Genomic DNA, 16558 nt, shown 5'->3' with positions numbered 1-16558 from the left:
GACACCCTGGGGGCGTATTGGTGAAGCACGGCGAATCGGGTACTCTTTGACCGGGCATGGCCACGATCCTGCGCGTGAAGGCGAACGACAGGTGGATGGCAGTTACAGGAGAAAAACAGATGAAGAAAAATTGGCAATCGGGTGCGGGTGTCATTCTGGGGGCGTTGGCATTTGTTGCCGTGGTCGCCACGCCGCTCGCGCGCGCGCCGCAGGCTGCAGATCCCAATGTCACGGTGGATCCGTCAATCCTGAGCACGATGCAGTTCCGCCACCTGAGCGTGTTCAGCCGCGGCGGACGTTCAACGGCCGTGGCCGGTGTGCCGTCGAACCCGTCGCTCTTTTACATGGGCTCGACCGGCGGCGGCGTCTGGCAGACGAACGACTCGGGCGTCAGCTGGCGCAATATTTCAGACGGCTTCTTCGAAGCGGGGTCGATTGGCGCCATCGATGTGTCGTTGTCCGACCCGAACGTCATCTACGTCGGCACCGGGTCGGCGTGCCCGCGCGGCAACGTCTCGCCCGGTGTGGGCATGTATAAGTCCACCGACGCCGGCAAGACCTGGAGCCACATCGGCCTGCGCAGCGCCGGCACGATCGGCCGCGTGAGAATTCACCCGACCAATCCGAACCTGGTCTACGTCGCCGTCCTGGGCAATCTGTTTGCGCCCAGCAAGGAACGCGGCGTCTACCGCTCGAAGGACGGCGGCGCCACGTGGGAACAGGTGCACGCCATCAGCGACCGCACGGGCGCGGTTGATTTGACGATGGATCCCAAGAATCCGGACGTGTTGATCGCGGCGATGTGGACCACCGAGCGCAAGCCGTGGACCATCGAGTCGGGCAGCACCGAGGGCGGCATGTTCCGCACCACGAACGGCGGCGACACGTGGACGAAGCTCGGCGGCGGCCTCCCCGACAAAGTGATGGTGGGCCGAATCGGCGTCGCGATTTCCGGCGCGGATCCCAAGCGCGTGTATGCGCAGGTGGAAGCGGGTAACGACCTGGGCGGCGTCTATATCTCGAACGACGGCGGCATCACCTGGACGCCGGGCTTCAAGGGCCGCGCCCAGCAGCAGCGCGCGTGGTACTACACTCACATCGTGGCAGACCCCGTGGATGTGGACACGGTCTACGGTCTCAATGTCGGCGCGTCGAAGTCCACGGACGGCGGCAAGACGTTCGGCAATGCGGGCATCAACTCGCATAGCGACTACCACGACATGTGGATTAACCCGACCAACAACAAGATCATCATCGTCGGCAATGACGGCGGCGGCGCCATCACCACCGGGCAGGGTTGGTCGCAGCAGGAGAATCAGCCAACGTCGGAGATCTACCGGCTGACAGTGGACAACCGGTATCCCTACTGGGTGTACGGCGCGCAGCAGGACAACAGCACGGTGGCCGTGCCGAGCCAGGGGAACGAAGCCACGTATGGTGTGGGCGGCGGCGAGAGCGGCTACATCGCCGTGGACCCCCGTGACCACGGCATCGTTTATGCCGGCAACTACGGCGGCGCGATCTCCCGCACGAACACACGGATGGGCATGAGCGAATCGGTGCGTGTCTACGCCGACTCGCAGACGGGCCAGCGCGCAGCCGACATGAAGTACCGCTTCCAGTGGAACGCGCCGATTCTGATTTCGCCGCACACGCCCGACACGGTGTACACGACGTCGCAGGTGGTGCATCGCACACGCGACGGCGGCATGAACTGGGATGTGATCAGCCCCGATCTGACGCGCAACGACAAGCGGCGTCAGCAGTACTCGGGCGGCGAGGGAATCACACGCGACAACACCGGTGTTGAGGTGTGCGCCACCATCTTCGCGTTCGAGGAGTCACCAACGACGCCAGGGCTGCTCTGGACAGGAAGCGACGACGGCCTGGTGCACGTGTCGCGTGACAACGGCAAGTCGTGGAACAACGTGACGCCGGCCAATTGGCCTGAAGGGACGATCAACGCGATTGCCCCGTCGTCTCACGCGCCCGGCCGCGCTCTTGTGGCGATGCAGCGGTATCGCATGGGCGACTTTGCGCCGTATCTCTACCTGACCGACGACTACGGCCGGACATGGAAGCGCATCGCGGACGGGACGAACGGGATTCCGAACTGGCATTTCACGCGGGCGATTATCGAAGACCCGAAGAAGAAGGGCCTGCTCTACGCCGGCACCGAGTTTGGTTTGTATGTGTCGTTCAACGACGGCGTCAACTGGCAGCGGTTCCAGCAGAACCTGCCCGTGACCCCCGTGACTGACCTCATGGTGTATCGCAACGATCTGGTGGTGACCACGCAGGGCCGCGGCTTCTGGATCATGGACAACATGGCGCCGGTGCAGTCGGTGGCCGCCGGCATGGCTTCGGCACCCGCGGCGATTCTTTTCAAGCCCGAGGATGGATTCCGTCAGGGTGGCCGGCTGCCGAGCTTCCAGTATTGGTTCCGTGAGAAGCCGACCGCACCTGTGGAAATCACCGTCACTGATGCGGCCGGCACAGTCGTGCATTCGACCAGTGCGCAGCCGGCCGATCGGCCCGCGCCGACAGTGGCGGCGGCCGCACCGGCGGGCGGCCGTGGGGCACGCGGCGGCGGTGGTGGGGTGGTGGCGGCCGTGGTGGCCGTGGCGGTCCCGGCGGCGGCGCTGCCGCAACGGGATATCAGGGTATGAACACGGCAACGTGGAACCCGCGTCTGCCTTCGCCGTACACCGTGCCGCCAGGCATCGTGGGATGGGGCATTGGCGGTGGGCAGGGGGCGAAGCTCAAGCCGGGCGCGTACACCGTGAAGGTGACGTCGGGCGCCTGGTCGGCCACGCAGCCGTTCAATTTGCTGCCGGATCCCCGGACGCCGGCCGCGACGCCGGCGCAGTACGACGAGCAGTTCAAGATGACGGTCGACATTGGCGCGACCACCAAGCGGCTGTATGACGAATTGGCGAAGATCCGTGACGTCAAACGGCAAGTGGCCGAACACGCAAAGACGCCTGGCGCTGCCACGGCCGCCGGCCGGACGCTCACTGAGAAGCTGGTGGGCGTTGAAAGTGTGCTGACCCAGATTCAGGGCGAAGGCGGGCAGGACGGATTGAACTACCCGGGCCGGCTCGATAACCAGTGGACCGTGTTGTACAGCAACGCGGCGAGCGCGGAGCGATGGCCTGTGAAGGGCGTCATCGAGCGCTACAACGACCTGTTGCCGGAAACGAACAGACTGTTCGCCGACATCCAGGCGGTGCTCACCAAGGACGTGGCGGCGTACAACGCCGTGGCGACCAAGGCTGGACTGACCGCCGTTACGGTCAAGTAGGGACGAATCGAGGTCCGTGGGTCCTCACCGGACCCGCGGACCTTCGATATACTGGTCGTCTTTGCATGGATGCGCTTAAGGAACGAATTCGCCACGTCCCCGACTTTCCGAAGCCGGGGATTCTCTTTACGACATCACCACGCTGATGAAGGATGCGGCGGGGTTTCGTGCGTCCGTGGACGCCATGGCGGCCCCTGCAAGGACCAGAAGGTTGATCTGGTGGTGGGCATTGAGAGCCGCGGGTTCATTTTTGGTGCAGCCGTCGCGGATCGGCTTGGGGCGGGGTTTGCCCCGGTCCGCAAGCTGGGCAAGTTGCCGTCGGCCACGAGGCGCGCGTCATACAGCCTCGAGTACGGGACCGATGCCCTGGAGATTCACGAGGACGCCATCGCGCCCGGACAGAAGGTGCTCGTGGTGGACGACCTGCTCGCCACCGGCGGCACGGCGGCAGCCACGGTGGGACTTGTGCGGGGCCTCGGGGCTGAAGTGGTGGGAGTGCAATTTTTGATCGAACTGGTGGCGCTGGGCGGCCGCGCGAAGTTGGCGACCGAGTCCGTGCACACCGTGCTCGCGTACTGAACGAAACGTCACGCGCCCGTAGCTCAGCTGGATAGAGCATCGCCCTCCTAAGGCGGGGGTCGCAAGTTCGAATCTTGCCGGGCGCACCATTTGCGCGGGCCCCGGCGTCCCAAGCAAGGAACTCGTACACGACATGGATTCGATGTTGCCGGAAGTCCGTCACGCCACCGCCGTCCCCGAGCCGCCGTCCGCGACGCTCGGCCCCAGCGCATGACCGCGTGGCTCTTCCGACTGCACCGCCTTGAGACCGGCCGGCACATGGCCTGGGCCGTGGTGTGCGTGGAGGCGCGGTACTGTTCGCTGGCACTGCCGGGCGTGCCGTCACTCGTCCGCCGCCTGCTCACGGCTCGTGACTGGAAGGCCGTGGTCGCGGAACTGGGCATGGGCCTCAACGCGGGCCCACTGCCGGCATCCGGTCCTATCGCGAACGCGTTGGCGGGCGAGGGCGGGGTGAGCGTGATCGTCCGGTACGCGATGGCGGTCCAGGTGGACGCGCCGCCGTTCGAGGTTGCGCGCGCACTCGATGCCCGGCTCCTCGGTCAGCCGCATCCATAACTTCGCACGGGTCGTGCGCGGAAGTGTGGCCGCAATGCGCCACAGGACTTCGCCCACCACCCCCCGGGGCACCCTAAAGCAGCCGGGCCCCACCCCCACCTACAGGGGACGAAAATTATCTCGGACCAGTTGTCGGAAAATGTGAATCGGCAGTCCATTCAGGTGACTGTGGACAACGCGCTCCACATCCCCGGCGTCAACCGCGGCGCCGTCGACAAGTTGGACGTAGTCGGGAGCGCGGACGCGACGACTGTGTCCGCCGCGAAAGACGACGTCGCGCAACGGTGGGCCACAGGGTCCATCGGCAGGGTGGTCACGGTGGTGTTCGGCAGCACCGGGCTGAAAGGCTCGTTGTGACCCCCCCGGCGGCCCCACGCTGACGGACCACCACCCCCACCTTCACATCGCGACGATTATCGGGGACGATTTTTCACGAAACCACTAACCGCCGCGGATCTGGAACTAGTCCCGCTACCTCGCCCGCGAAGCAAAACCGATGATGATCGCGGCCCCTGCGACCGAGAGCGCGGCCCCGGCCCTGTCGGTCCACGTCGGCCGCTGCTGTTCGACTGCCCAGACCCAGAAAAGGGACGCGGCGATGTAGACGCCGCCGGCACGGCGTAGGCGCGGCCAGCGAAAGCGGCGTCCACCCTCGTGAGGGCCAACGCGAACCCGATCAGGCTGCACACGCCGAGGACTGCCAGCCACGGAGTCGCCGAACCGCGCATCCAGAGCCAGAACGCGAAGCACCCGCCGATCTCCAGCAGGGCTGCGACGGCGAACCACGCCAGGTTGCCGGTCACGTGAACAGGCCGTCCAGCAATGCTCGCGTTCCAGGCGGGCCTGAGATACCAAGCTCGATCCTGCCGCCTTCGGCGGGTACGGTCAGTGTGAATTGAAGGAACGGGCAGCAATGTCGCTCAGCGTCGATACAGACCGCAATGGCGGTGACGATACCGAGGTCCCCGGCAGAGAATCCGATTCGATAGCCGTCGTCTGTCGGGACAGAATCTGTCGCCCGACCCGCGAGTCCCGGCAGCAGGGTGGCCTTGCGGTCCCGCAGTTGATCGGGCGTGAGCAGGCAGGCGACTGGGACGGTCATCGCTACCGGGCGTAGTGGACTTCGCAGCCGTACGGAATGCTGGTGGGCGTGGCCACGGTCTTGCCCGCGAGCAGGGCCGTCAACGCCGCGTCCACGTAGTTCTGCGCGCCGACCAGTGACGACGCCTCTGGTTTCGGCTGGTCGTCTATTGCGCCGTTGTACGCCACTTTGCCGCTCGGGTCGATGATGACCATGTGCAGCGCCGTCGTCACTCCGTACGCTTTGCCGACCTTCCCCGACGTGTCGAGCAGCATCGGCGGTTGCGCTTTCAGGCTTGCCGCGTAGGCGCGGGAATCCTCTGGCGTCAGGTAGCTGTGAAAGCCCTCGGCGGACGAGTTGATGAGCAGCCACACCACGCCGCGTGCCATCCACTCGGCTTGGCGCTTCTGCATGGCCCCACCCTTGTAGTGCTTCGAGACGTACGGGCAGCCCTTCTCGTGCCACTCAAGGACAACATACTTGCCCTGGAACTCCGCGAGCGATCGTGTGCCGCCGCGATCATCAGCCACGGAAAAGGCGGGGGCCAGTGATCCCACAGGTACGACCAGGGTGCGCTGCGGCGCCAGGAGCAGAGACAGAAGCAGTACGACGGCCATGACGGCGATTATGGCACCGTCAGGCCTCGCACGGCCTATTGCAAATTCAGACGGAACTTGCTCGGAGCAGCCTGAGGGCGTTGAAGATAACGAGTAGCGACACGCCCATGTCTGCCGCGATGGCGGCCCAAAGAGAGGCCGCACCGGCGAACGTCAGTACAGCAAAGATGGCTTTGACGGCCAGCGACAGCCCAATGTTTTGGCGGATGATTCGCAGCGTGCGCCTTGAGTGCGTGATGAGCCAGGGCAACTTCGACAAGTCGTCCGACATCAGCGCGACGTCGGCGGTCTCAATTGCCGCGTCGCTGCCGGCGACGCCCATCGCGACGCCGAGCGTGGCGCGGGCCATGGCAGGCGCGTCGTTCACGCCGTCGCCCACCATGGCGACCGAGCCGCATTGATTCACAAGATCCTCCACCGCCGAGACTTTGTCGGCCGGGAGCAATTCCGCCCTCACCTCTGTGACGCCGGTTTGCGCCGCGATTGCGTTCGCTGTCGCCTGATTGTCGCCGGTGAGCATCACGACGTGTTCGATACCCGCGTCTCGCAGCGCCGCAATGATGGCCCTTGCCTCTGGCCGAACCGCATCGGCGATTGCGATCAGGCCGCAGACGTGAGTCGCATCGCCTACGACCACGACCGACCGGCCGGCGCCAGACATGGCCTCAAGCCGCGAATGGATTTCTGGCGTCTCCTGACCGCGTTCTTCGAGATACCGGTGCGACCCCACCCAATACTCAACTCCGTCAAGCCGGCCTGTGGCGCCCTTGCCTTGTAGGATGCTGAAGTCTTCAACGAGGAACGGTTGGACACCGCGCGCCTTCGCGAAGGCCAGGATGGCTTTCGCCAAGGGGTGTTCGCTATGAGATTCCAGGCCGGCGGCTCGCTGCAAAAGTTCCGTCTCTGTGTGGCCACTGAGCGCGACAACTTCCTGTACTTCTGGCTGACCACGCGTCAGGGTGCCGGTCTTGTCGAGAGCGATGGCGCGAAGCCGAGCGGGGACCTCAAGATACGCCCCGCCTTTGACGAGCACCCCGTTTCTTGCCGCCGCCGCCAGTCCCGCTACCACGCTCACTGGCGTCGAAATCACGAGCGCGCAGGGGCAGCCGATGACGAGGAAGACCAACGCTCGGTAGAGCCACTCCGGCCACGCGCCGCCGAACGCGACAGGCGGAACGACCAGCACAAGGACCGCGATGCCGAATACCGCCGGCGTATAGACACGCGCGAACCGTTCGACCCATTGTTCGGAAGGCGCTCGGCGGCTCGATGCAGCACCGACCATGCTGATGATGTGGGCGAGCGTGCTGTCATTCGCCCGCTTGGTCGTCTCCAGTTCGAGCGCGCCGTCACCGTTAATCGTCCCAGCGAATACCGTCGCGCCTGCGCTCTTCGGCACCGGCACACTCTCACCGGTGATAGGAGCTTGGTTCACATCGCTCGTGCCGCGGACCACGAGGCCGTCGAGCGGAATCTTCTCGCCCGGTTTCACCAGCAGCAGAGACCCGACAGCAACGACGTCGGGGGAGACTTCATTCGGAACGCCGTTTGTGAGCAGCCTGGCCATCGGCGGCGCAAGCTCCATGAGGGCCTCAATCGCGCGGCGCGCGCGGCCAACGCTCCACGCCTCAAGAGCGAGCGAAACGCCGAAGAGGAACGAGACCGTCGCGGCCTCGAACCACTCGCCGATGGCAACCGCACCGATCACGGCCACGGTCATCAACAGGTTCATGTCCGGCCGGAGGCGCCGAACGGCGTACCAGGCCTTTGGCGCCACAAACCAACTGCCGGCAAGAATCGCGGCTCCGTAGAGGATTTGGACCAGTAGCGGCACGTCGTGGGACAGACCCAGGCCCTCAGACCCCAACGCCTGTTCGACATTGCCGGCCATAGCTACATGCGTCAGGAACCCGCCCACGAGCAGCAGACCGCTGGCCGCAGAGAGAGTCGCATGGCCGCGCCGTTCCCAGAAGGTCGATTCGGCGGCGACGGCACCCCGCTCCTGCCACGGTTCGGCGCGCATCCCCGTGCTAGCCACTGCCCGCGTTATCGCGGCTTCGGCTGGCCCGTGCGGCCTCGTCGTCACGATCATCTTGGCGTTGAGGATGTCGAAAGCGAGGCGGTCCTCGCCTCCGACCAACGGCCCGACGACCTGCTTGAGCACCGCCACTTCTTCGGCGCAGTCCATGCCATGGACCTTGAATGCCAAGACATCGTCAGGGCGCGTCATTGGTTTGCCTCAGCGTGGCCGACTCGTTCGGCGGGAGCCCGACGTTCGACCCATTCGTGAACCCGCATGTAGAAGGCCGGAAGCACGAGGAGCGTGAACAGGGTGGATGTCACCAGCCCTCCCGTCATGACGACCGCGAGCGGTCGCTCGATCTCTGTGCCGTGCAGCCTGAGGATGAGGAGGGGCAGCAGCCCTAGGATCGCGGTGGAGGCGGTCATCAATTTTGGTCTGACTCGGCCAATGCTCGCCTCCCGAATTGCGTCGAGGAGTCCGCGACCCTCGCACGCAGGCCACGGGTCTGCGTGACGAGCACCAGGCTGTTCTGCACCGCGATCCCGAAGAGGCCGATGAGTCCCACGAGCGACGAGACGTTCCACGTCTCGCCAGCAATGAGCAGCGCGATGATGCCGCCGACGAAGGCTACCGGCACCGTGCAGAGAATCAGCAGGGCTTCGATGGTCGAGTCAAGCGCAAGATTGAGCAGCACGAACACCCCAAAGAGCGCGGCGCCGATGGCGAGCACCAGGGCTCTGGAGGCGCGCTCCTGGTTCTCGACCCGCCCGGCGAGATTGAAGAAGTAGCCCGCTGGCAGGTTGAGGTCTGCCGTCAGTCGCTGGCGCACTTCCGCTGCGGCGCTGCCGAGGTCGCGGCCAGTGACCGAGGCTTCCACCGCGATGCGGCGTGTCCCGCTTCGCGGCGAATGGCGGCCGGTCCGAACGCCTGCGTAATATCCGCCAGTTCGCCCAGGGGAATCTTGGTGCCGTCATGCCCGTCGATGAGCAACGTGCGGATGGCTTCGAGGCTGTTACGGCGGTCGTCTCGCAGGCGCACGACGAGATCAAATCGACGTTGACCGATCCAGATTTCCGACGCTTCCTCGCCGACCAGGCCAATCCGAACGGCGCGAATGACGTCACCCGGGGCCAGTCCCACTCTGGCAGTGGCCTCCCGATTGACCGCGATCTGTAACTGAGGCAATCCCGTCAGTTCCTCGCTGCGCAGATCTTCGATGCCCTCGACGCCCTCAATCAGTCCCTCAGCCCGTTCGGCCAGTTCCACGAGTTCATCAAGATCGGGGCCGAAGATTCGCACCGAGAGATCAGCCGGCGTACCGCCCAGACCTTCATCAATCCGCATACCCAGCGGCGTGGTGAACAGGATGGCTACGCCGGGGACGTGTTCCAGACGTTCCCGCATGTCTTCTTCGATCACCCCGAGATCACGCTGCCGATCGGGCTTGAGCGCCACGAGGACGTCGGAGACCGTGTGCGGCATCGGATCTTCGGTTCGCTCTGCCCGCCCGGTCCGCCTGACGACGTCTTCCACCTCGGGCACTTCGCGGAGGATGTCTTCGACGCGATGATTGAGACGGTCGACCTCTTCGAGCGAGGCCTCGGGGGGGAGGACCGTCTGCAACAGGAACGCGCCTTCGTCAAGCTCGGGCATGAAGTCGCTGCCAATGCGAAGGCCCATCGCGACAACCGGAACGCTGACGAGCAGCGTGACCAGGGCTACACGCCCGGGCCGTCGGAGGCAGCGGTCGAGCATCGGCGCATACCAGCGTTTGATCGCCCGAAGCAGCGCGACGTCTTCGTGATCGCCGGACCGCGGTGGTCGCAGGAACGCGCCCGCGGCGGTGGGCACGAGGGTCACCGCCAGCAACAGCGCGGCCGCCATCGCCGCGATTACGGCTGCGGCAAGCGGTTGATACATCCGTCCTTCGATACCGGCCATTCCAAACAGCGGCAGGAAGACGACGATGACGATGAGCGTCGCAAAGATGATGGGTCGGGCGACTTCTACAGCGGCGCCAACGGCCCTCTCCCTTGCCTCCCTACGGTTGGCGGCACCGGTGAGCCGATGAAGGATGTTCTCGACCATGATGATCGCGGCATCGACCAACAGGCCGACCGCAATCGCGAGTCCCCCGAGCGTCATCGTATTGAGGCCCACGTTCAGTGGCTGGAGCAAAAGGCCGGAGAGCGCAATCGACAACGGAATTGTCAGCGTCACCAGCAAGGCCGCCCTGACATTGCCCAACAACAGAAGAATCACGAGGACGACGAACACGCCGCCCAGAAGGACCGCGCGCCCGACGCCGCCCAGCGCGGAACTGACCAGAACGGACTGGTCGTACACGATGCGCAACTGGACGCCGGCGGGCAGAGCGCGCCGGATTTCTTCGACCGCGCCGCGAATGGCGGACGCCACCCGGACCGTGTCGGCGCCGAACTGCTTGGTGACGCGCGCGCTGACCACTTCGCCACGAAGTCTGTGGGCCACGCCCCGCCGAACTGCCGGGCCTTCACGGACGTCTGCTACATCGCCAAGAAACACCGGCACGCCGCCGCGCACGGTGACAACTGTCCGGCGCAGATCCTCAAGCGTCTCGGCGCGGCCGATCGCGCGCACCGTCCACTCGATGGCCCCCTGAGCCACGATGCCGCCGGCAGCATTGAGGTTGGACTCCTCGACTGCGTGCATGACTTCGTCGAGGCTGATCATCCGCGCTGACATGCGCTCGGGGTCGAGCTGTACCTGAAATTCGCGCAGGTATCCGCCTAGCCGTTCGACCGCGGCCACGCCGGGCACTGCCAACAGCCGGTTCTTGACCTCGAACTCAGCGAGATCTCGAAGCGCCATCAGGTCGGCGGCACCCGGCTCCGCCTCAAGCGTGAACTCGAAAATCTCGTTCAAGCGGCCGGTCAAACTGGAAATGAGTGGAGGTTCGGTGCCGGGCGGCAGCCGCCCGCTGGCCTGAGCGACTCGTTCGGCGACGAACTGCCGCGATCGATAGTAATCAGCGTTGGGCTCGAACTCGACAGTCACTTGGGCGACGCCCAACTGCGAATTCGAGCGGATTCTGCGCACGTCCGGCAATCCGGCCAACTCTACTTCGAGGGGAATGGCGATAGCCGTCTCCAACTCCTCGGCGCCCATCGACGCGTTCTGCGCGATGACGTTGAACACCGGTGCCGAAAGGTCGGGGAAGACGTCGCGGCGCAGATCCTGGAGCCAAAGAGCGCCGATGGCCGCGCCCGCCAGCACAAGCAGCGAGGTCAGGAGGGGCGAGTGCGACGACGAGCGGATGATTTTGGTGATCATGGCGCTTCGTGATCCCCATGCCCGCCGGCACCCTTCTCCACCTGGGCCTTCAGAAGGAACGCACCGTTCACCACGATTTTCTCGCCGGCCTGGAGACCGGAGAGCACTTCGACTTCGCCACCGAGATCGCGGCCGCGGCCAATCGTGCGGATCTCAAATGTGCTCGCGTCTTTCGGCAAGAACACGCACCACTCGCCCTTGACGCGTTGCACGGCGGCGACGGGAACGGTCACGACCCGCTGCGTCGCGGTGCCCACCGGCACTGCAACCGAGGCTGACATGCCAGGCCGTAAGACACCGGTCTGATTCGTCACCACAATGCGAATGGGGACGGTACGTGACTCCTTGGAGACCTCGCCGCCAATGAGTGACACCGTGCCTGGAAACTCCCGGCCCGGTAGCGCCGAGAACGTGACACGCGTTTTTGCGCCTTTCGCGATCCGGACGGCATCGCGCTCGAAGGCGTGCGCCTCCAGCCAGAGGGTCGTGAGATTGGCGATCCGAAACGCCGGCGTCGCTGGGTCGACCATTTGGCCTCGCGTGATGCCGCGCTCAATCACCGTGCCCGCCACCGGCGACCGGAGCGAGAATGTTCCCGAGTCGCCCTCAGCGCCTTGCCCAGGAACGACCCCAAGAGACGTCAACTCCGCGGCCGCTGCTCGAACTCCGGCGCGGGCCTCAGCCGCAGCGGCCTCTGCCTCCTGCACTTCGCGAAGCGGCACGATGCGTTCCGCCGCAAGCTCCCTCTTGCGGGCCAAGGCGCGATCGGCCAGACCCACACGCGCTTCGGCTGACGCGTACGCCGCGCGCGCCCTCCCAAGGTCCGGACTCTGGAGTTCGACGAGCACCTGGCCTTCACGCACGACATCTCCCGGCGCGGCGAGCAGCCGCATAGCGCGCGCTGGCACCGGCACGCCCACTTCGGCGTAGGTTCGTTCGTCCACGGCGAGTTCACCGAGCAGCACGACGTCTTCGCTGCCAACCCTCGCTTCCACTGCCGCCGTCGTGATGCCCAGATCTCGGAGCATCGTCTGATCAATGCGTACGATGCCGCGGTCAGCCGCTGGTGCGGCGCTGGTCTCAGGTGCCTTGACGACCTCCGCTGGGGACGGTTCAGGTTCACGGCCGCACGACGCGATGCCTGCCAAGGCCAGCAACAAGAAGGAGAGAGGGAATTTGTTCATAGTCATTTCAGCACCGATGCGCGAGCGTCCAACGTGACTCGCGCGAGCGCGGCCTCCAGAAGCGCCGCTAGATAGTCAAAGCGTGTATCGAGGATCTCCCTCCGAATCAGCAAGAGTTCCGGTAGTCCCAGTTGGCCGGCCTCGAAGCTCCGGGTCGCCAGAGTTTCGTTCTCATCCAAGCCGGGAAGCGCGTCGGTTTCAAACCAGCGCACGGCTTCCCGATGCCGGTCGTACTCCGCCATCGACGTCGTCACCTCAATTCGCACCTGCGTGCGGGCGGACTCCAACTCTGCCCTGAGCCTCCGCTCGCGGGCGGTGCCACTCGCGAAGAGTTCCTGCCCCTTCGCAAACACCGGCAGGGACACCGTGACTTCGCCGAAGACAATGTGCGCCTGTTCCTCGCGACCATAGCGCAGACCCAGCCCGTACTCGGGGCGGGTGAAACTCTTGCCCAGACGCGCTTCGGCCTCGGCCTCACGAGCGGCTGCTTCGAGTGAGCGCAGAATGGGCCGCTGGTTTGCTGACGTGAGCAAGGTATCGAGTTGAGGCGGGGGCGGGTTCCCAAGGGAGCCCTCCAAGACGAAATCGCCCTCCAGGCCAAGCAGGGCCTTCAGATCGCCCATGGCGGCGAGTTGCGCGGCACGTGCCTGTTCCCGTTGTGCGCGGACGCGCGCGAGTGCGCCCTTAGAGAGGTTGACATCAAGCACCGCGATGTCTCCTGCCCGGAAGCGGCGATCGGCGATCTCAAGAATGGACGCGGCGAGTTGCTCGGCCGACGTGAGCATCTGGATGCGTTCCCTTTCATGGAGCGCCCGATAGAAGGCGGCGGCGGTCTGTGCCACCACGAGCCTGGTCACTTCATCGAGAGCGGCTGTGCGCTCAGCGACGGCCGCCTCCGCGCCTGTCTGACGGGCGAGACGCCGACTGGACGGCTCGAACAACTGCGAGACTCCAAACTCCAAGTCAGTGGACCGCCCTACACTGCCATTCCTGTTGCCCACACCGGCCGTCAGTTCAGGGTTCTGAGGAAAGCGGACAGCGGAACCAGCGAGGCGCGCACGTGCCTCCTCAATCCCCAGCTTGGCGCTGACAATCTCCGGCGCCTGCTCGCGGGCGCGGGTCAGGGCGGCCGCAAGTGTCATTGCAGTGGTCTGCGCTGAGGCAGTGGCGGCCAATGTGGTCGCCGTCAGCGCGACCGCCGCGACCCAACGTCGTCGTACGCACATACTCGTCCTTCCGGGAAGGCATCAGACAGACGCCGACCCTTACTTCACGTGAGAATAGATTGCGGGGGAGATGGAACTTAGGCGGCCGACTTGGGCACGTGCAGAATCTCGCGAATGTCACCCAGCAGAGGGGCGTCCGGTACGGTCACCGTCGCGGCAGGGGATGCGGCGCGCGGTACGAACTGCACCGTCAGTGCCGCGACAATCGGCTGGGAGCAACACCCGCACCGAACGCAACTCGGTGGGCACGCGGAGTCCGAGGCTTCGCTTTCTTCAGTAATGCTGCACGGCTCGGGAACCAAAAGGGCGCCCATCCCGGAAAAATTCACCGAGAGCACAAAGGCAACGAGCAACAATGCAACGCGGCGCACGAATCTTTATACCACGCGCGCAGTCAACCGACCTCGGGCGCCCTGTCCGCGGCCATCGCCAGCGGTGTGAATGCGCTCGGCCGCAACCCAGGCGCAACCAGGGGGCGAGGGTGGAATCCGTGATTTCCCGTAAGTGATTGATTTTAAATGGAGCCGGCGATCCGGATTGAACGGACGACCTGCTGATTACGAATAGCGTGCGGAGTCACGAAACGTTAGAAGATTGAGCGATTCCAAATGCTGACGTTGCAGGATGTGGCAAATCGCGGCAACGCGACGCAACCCAGACGCAACCAGAAGTCGCGACCTCAGTCTGGGTGGATGCTACACCGAAAAGCCCTTGGCGGTAGCGCGTAAGGCCGTGACGAGCTTGGCGGATTCCGGTGACCCTGTTCACCGCGCCGGTGCCGGTACCGGTCGTCGCAGTCGTCGTGCCTCAGCGCGAGCGGCGCGGTGTTCGCGGCCGTGACACGCGCCACGTGATGGCGAGCAACACGACCAGCGTCATAGTGTTGTCGAGGGGCATGATCGTGCCGCCTATGCGCGAACGACCTCAGGGAGTCCGTCCAGGGGGCTTCGGCGGAAGCCGGTCGTACAGGGTTCATTTGGCGAAGGCCAGGCTGGAGTTTGATACTGAATCTGCGAGAGGGCCCAGGCCACCCCGCGGGCGAGGTGCTCCATCCGTGACCAATAAAGTGACCGTCCAGAATCCGTTGTCCCGTACCCGTGGGCTCCGGAGGGGTGGCTCCCCGGGTAGGCCGAAGGGTGTGCCTAACAAGGTCACGTTGGAGGCAAAGGCCGCGGCGACCCTGATTGTGGACGACCCGGAATACAGGAACAACCTGCTGCGCAGAGCCCGTGCGGGAAGGCTGGCACCAGCCATGGAAACGACCTTGTGGCACTACGCGAAGGGCCGGCCGAAGGAGGCCGACTTGCCCAACGTACTCGAAATCCGGTGGCTCGATTCAGAGTGATCCTGGGGACATTGCCCTGTGGTGGCTACCTAACTTTCGCTCACGCGGCGGTCGGCGACCACTCTGGTGTCCGCGTGCAAGTCGGTTCGGGCCTCCAGGACGGCCATGCACGCCGTCGTTCGACGTTGCAGGAAACTCGGCTTTCTGGAGTGATTGTCAGCTATCGCAGCTCTTCGACCTTGACGGACCAGCTCACGTTACCGCTGTTGATCTTCAAGTAGTACCGCCCCGCGGGCCCGCGCACGATGCTGTTGTCGGACTTCACGCCCGTCACGTTCGCGGCCAGGTTCACCAGCTCGTCCCTGTCGTTGTGGACGAAGATCTGAAACACGCCCGCGCCGGGGAACGGCTCGCTATGTGTGGACCAGGTGACCCGCCACTCGCGCGTCTGCGTGGTGAAGCTCTCCGTGTCCTTGATGCCGCTGCCCTTCCACTCCTTGAGCGTCTGCCAGGTGGGTTCGGGCCGAGGTACCGCGGTCGGCGCTGTTCCCGGAGTCTCGGCGGCCGGCGCCGCCTTATCTGGCGTCGGCAAGACCAGCGCCAAAGCGATGAACGCCACGAACAGCCCACCAATGAGCATCAGGATTTTCTTGACCATTTCGATTTCCCCCTCGCGCTTCGGCCTGAGTGGCGCCGGGCGAGTCTACACTGGGTTGCCCGTGTCGTCCCTCAGATCGGCCAGCGTGACCAGCCGTGGTGAAGTTCCTTGTTGGCTGACTCCCGAATAGCTGCTGTCGCCTTGTGGATCGCGTCGAGAGATCCCTTGAAAAAGTCCTCCACTCGGCTACTGTCGTGCAGAGCCCTGTTGAAATCAGATTCCAGCAGCCGCAGGTGACCAACGACCTCGGCAGAGATGATGAAGGCTCCTATGGCGGTGACGTGTTCGATGTGGAGTCGGGCTGTTTCGTAGCGGGCCACTCGCGCGGCCTTCTCATCCGGGCCGTCGTCAGAATCGCTCATGCCTACCCGATTCGCTTCAGCCAACTCTACCCACTGGTGTTGTGCCATGTGAGCCAGGGCTTTTAGGATCTCGGAATACGCTTCAGCCTTTCGTTCCCACCACTTTTCCGAGAACGCCTGCCTTCGGGTCAGCCACACAGTGACCGCGGCTGTGATGAACGCGACGCCAACGCTGGCGCCAAACTCTGGAAATGTCACGCCCTGTCTCTCCCCCTGTGCCAGCAGTCAAATGGCATTGCGGGCGGAGTCTACACCCTTTCTCCGCGTGTGAACTTGTGCGAATGGTGGTGAATCTGGCGTCCTGCTGCGTCCCTGTCACGACCACGACAGGCCCGTATTTCCTCGCCTGTCGTGATGTGTCGCGTGTTCCGG

Annotated in this window: 13 protein-coding genes, 1 tRNA gene and 3 pseudogenes; 7 read left to right on the top strand and 10 right to left on the bottom strand. The window is 64.7% G+C overall.

From position 1 onward, the window contains the following. The first annotated feature begins 119 nt into the window (after positions 1-119). The 6 genes and pseudogenes from IPL75_11135 (at position 120) to IPL75_11110 (ending at position 4795) form a co-directional block, all read left to right on the top strand. Positions 120-2669, top strand: coding sequence for a glycosyl hydrolase (locus IPL75_11135; GenBank protein ID MBK9240791.1), 2550 nt, complete (start codon positions 120-122; stop codon positions 2667-2669). Further along, positions 2666-3304, top strand: a complete 639-nt coding sequence (locus tag IPL75_11130; protein MBK9240790.1) for a hypothetical protein — start codon at positions 2666-2668, stop codon at positions 3302-3304. Before IPL75_11135 ends, IPL75_11130 begins: the two co-directional genes overlap by 4 nt. A 65-nt stretch (positions 3305-3369) precedes the next feature. Next, positions 3370-3883 (top strand): annotated as a pseudogene (locus tag IPL75_11125) (adenine phosphoribosyltransferase). A gap of 12 nt (positions 3884-3895) precedes the next feature. Then, a tRNA-Arg gene (locus tag IPL75_11120) sits at positions 3896-3972 on the top strand. A 121-nt stretch (positions 3973-4093) separates the two neighbouring features. Continuing rightward, a complete protein-coding gene (locus IPL75_11115; protein ID MBK9240789.1) occupies positions 4094-4438 on the top strand; it encodes a hypothetical protein in 345 nt (114 codons plus the stop codon). 141 nt (positions 4439-4579) lie between these two features. After that, positions 4580-4795, top strand: coding sequence for a hypothetical protein (locus IPL75_11110; GenBank protein ID MBK9240788.1), 216 nt, complete (start codon positions 4580-4582; stop codon positions 4793-4795). 114 nt (positions 4796-4909) lie between these two features. On the opposite strand, the pseudogene IPL75_11105 reads toward IPL75_11110, so the two are convergent. The 8 genes and pseudogenes from IPL75_11105 to IPL75_11070 all read right to left on the bottom strand — a co-directional run bounded on the left by IPL75_11105 (position 4910) and on the right by IPL75_11070 (position 14252). Next, positions 4910-5241 (bottom strand): annotated as a pseudogene (locus IPL75_11105) (hypothetical protein). Continuing rightward, on the bottom strand, positions 5238-5540 hold the full coding sequence (locus IPL75_11100; protein ID MBK9240787.1) for a hypothetical protein: 303 nt from the start codon (positions 5538-5540) through the stop codon (positions 5238-5240). Before IPL75_11100 ends, IPL75_11105 begins: the two are co-directional and overlap by 4 nt. A gap of 2 nt (positions 5541-5542) precedes the next feature. Further along, positions 5543-6136, bottom strand: a complete 594-nt coding sequence (locus IPL75_11095; protein MBK9240786.1) for a redoxin domain-containing protein — start codon at positions 6134-6136, stop codon at positions 5543-5545. Positions 6137-6182: 46 nt separating this feature from the next. Next, entirely contained in the window at positions 6183-8366 is a 2184-nt protein-coding gene (locus IPL75_11090) for a heavy metal translocating P-type ATPase (GenBank protein MBK9240785.1), read from the bottom strand. Then, positions 8363-11471: pseudogene (locus tag IPL75_11085) on the bottom strand (efflux RND transporter permease subunit). The gene IPL75_11090 and the pseudogene IPL75_11085 overlap by 4 nt, the downstream one beginning before the upstream one ends. Next, a complete protein-coding gene (locus IPL75_11080; protein ID MBK9240784.1) occupies positions 11468-12655 on the bottom strand; it encodes an efflux RND transporter periplasmic adaptor subunit in 1188 nt (395 codons plus the stop codon). The pseudogene IPL75_11085 and the gene IPL75_11080 overlap by 4 nt, the downstream one beginning before the upstream one ends. 2 nt (positions 12656-12657) lie before the next feature. Then, complete coding sequence (locus IPL75_11075; protein MBK9240783.1) at positions 12658-13881, bottom strand: TolC family protein; 1224 nt, start codon at positions 13879-13881, stop codon at positions 12658-12660. Positions 13882-13958: 77 nt separating this feature from the next. After that, positions 13959-14252, bottom strand: coding sequence for a hypothetical protein (locus IPL75_11070; protein MBK9240782.1), 294 nt, complete (start codon positions 14250-14252; stop codon positions 13959-13961). A 767-nt stretch (positions 14253-15019) separates the two neighbouring features. Between IPL75_11070 and IPL75_11065 the strand changes: the two genes are divergently transcribed. After that, the gene (locus IPL75_11065) at positions 15020-15226 is read left to right on the top strand and encodes a hypothetical protein (protein ID MBK9240781.1); all 207 of its coding nucleotides are present in this window, start codon (positions 15020-15022) and stop codon (positions 15224-15226) included. 160 nt (positions 15227-15386) lie between these two features. Here IPL75_11065 and IPL75_11060 read toward each other — a convergent pair whose 3' ends face one another. After that, the gene (locus IPL75_11060; GenBank protein MBK9240780.1) at positions 15387-15824 is read right to left on the bottom strand and encodes a hypothetical protein; all 438 of its coding nucleotides are present in this window, start codon (positions 15822-15824) and stop codon (positions 15387-15389) included. A gap of 71 nt (positions 15825-15895) precedes the next feature. After that, positions 15896-16384 (bottom strand): hypothetical protein, encoded by a 489-nt coding sequence (locus IPL75_11055; protein MBK9240779.1) that lies wholly within the window; start codon positions 16382-16384, stop codon positions 15896-15898. Positions 16385-16558 lie beyond the last annotated feature (174 nt).

The organism is Acidobacteriota bacterium (assembly GCA_016716905.1).
In the GTDB taxonomy this organism is placed as follows: domain Bacteria; phylum Acidobacteriota; class Vicinamibacteria; order Vicinamibacterales; family SCN-69-37; genus SYFT01.
The sequence above is the reverse complement of the archived record's forward strand: the minus strand, read 5'-3'. Positions and strand labels throughout refer to the sequence as shown.

Excerpts from the sequence above, each read along its gene's own strand:
- IPL75_11080 (MBK9240784.1), bottom strand. The coding sequence starts at position 12,655 with ATGAACAAATTCCCTCTCTCCTTCTTGTTGCTGGCCTTGGCAGGCATC.
- IPL75_11060 (MBK9240780.1), bottom strand. The coding sequence starts at position 15,824 with ATGGTCAAGAAAATCCTGATGCTCATTGGTGGGCTGTTCGTGGCGTTC.
- IPL75_11075 (MBK9240783.1), bottom strand. The coding sequence starts at position 13,881 with ATGTGCGTACGACGACGTTGGGTCGCGGCGGTCGCGCTGACGGCGACC.
- IPL75_11100 (MBK9240787.1), bottom strand. The coding sequence starts at position 5,540 with ATGACCGTCCCAGTCGCCTGCCTGCTCACGCCCGATCAACTGCGGGAC.
- IPL75_11130 (MBK9240790.1), top strand. The coding sequence starts at position 2,666 with ATGAACACGGCAACGTGGAACCCGCGTCTGCCTTCGCCGTACACCGTG.
- IPL75_11090 (MBK9240785.1), bottom strand. The coding sequence starts at position 8,366 with ATGACGCGCCCTGACGATGTCTTGGCATTCAAGGTCCATGGCATGGAC.
- IPL75_11095 (MBK9240786.1), bottom strand. The coding sequence starts at position 6,136 with ATGGCCGTCGTACTGCTTCTGTCTCTGCTCCTGGCGCCGCAGCGCACC.
- IPL75_11115 (MBK9240789.1), top strand. The coding sequence starts at position 4,094 with ATGACCGCGTGGCTCTTCCGACTGCACCGCCTTGAGACCGGCCGGCAC.
- IPL75_11135 (MBK9240791.1), top strand. The coding sequence starts at position 120 with ATGAAGAAAAATTGGCAATCGGGTGCGGGTGTCATTCTGGGGGCGTTG.